The organism is Streptococcus sp. HMSC072D07, assembly GCF_001814835.1.
GTDB lineage: Bacteria > Bacillota > Bacilli > Lactobacillales > Streptococcaceae > Streptococcus.
The window spans coordinates 1-240 of the sequence record NZ_KV818061.1 but is presented as its reverse complement, the minus strand read 5'-3'; the positions used below and the strand labels follow the sequence as shown (position 1 = coordinate 240).

Genomic DNA, 240 nt, shown 5'->3' with positions numbered 1-240 from the left:
AGCCTATGACTTGATGACTAAGAAGAAAGGTGGGCTATTTTTCTTGACCAACGAGACAGATATCAAGCTTCTCTCTGATATATACAGTCTCTTAATCCCTAAGGACAGAGATTTGTTTGATAATCTAACAGTTTATGGAGAGGTGACCAAGGACGGGAAAGACCATGTGGTTCATTCCTATGAAGAGTTTATCAATGTCTTGAAACCAAAGGAGGAGTTGAAAAATGGTAGTTAAGCGAA

The 240-nt window shown here is 38.8% G+C and carries 1 pseudogene; it reads left to right on the top strand.

The window, feature by feature from the left end:
* A pseudogene (locus tag HMPREF2991_RS04530) lies at nt 1-235 on the top strand (hypothetical protein); the annotation flags it as partial.
* Between the last annotated feature and the right edge of the window lie 5 nt (nt 236-240).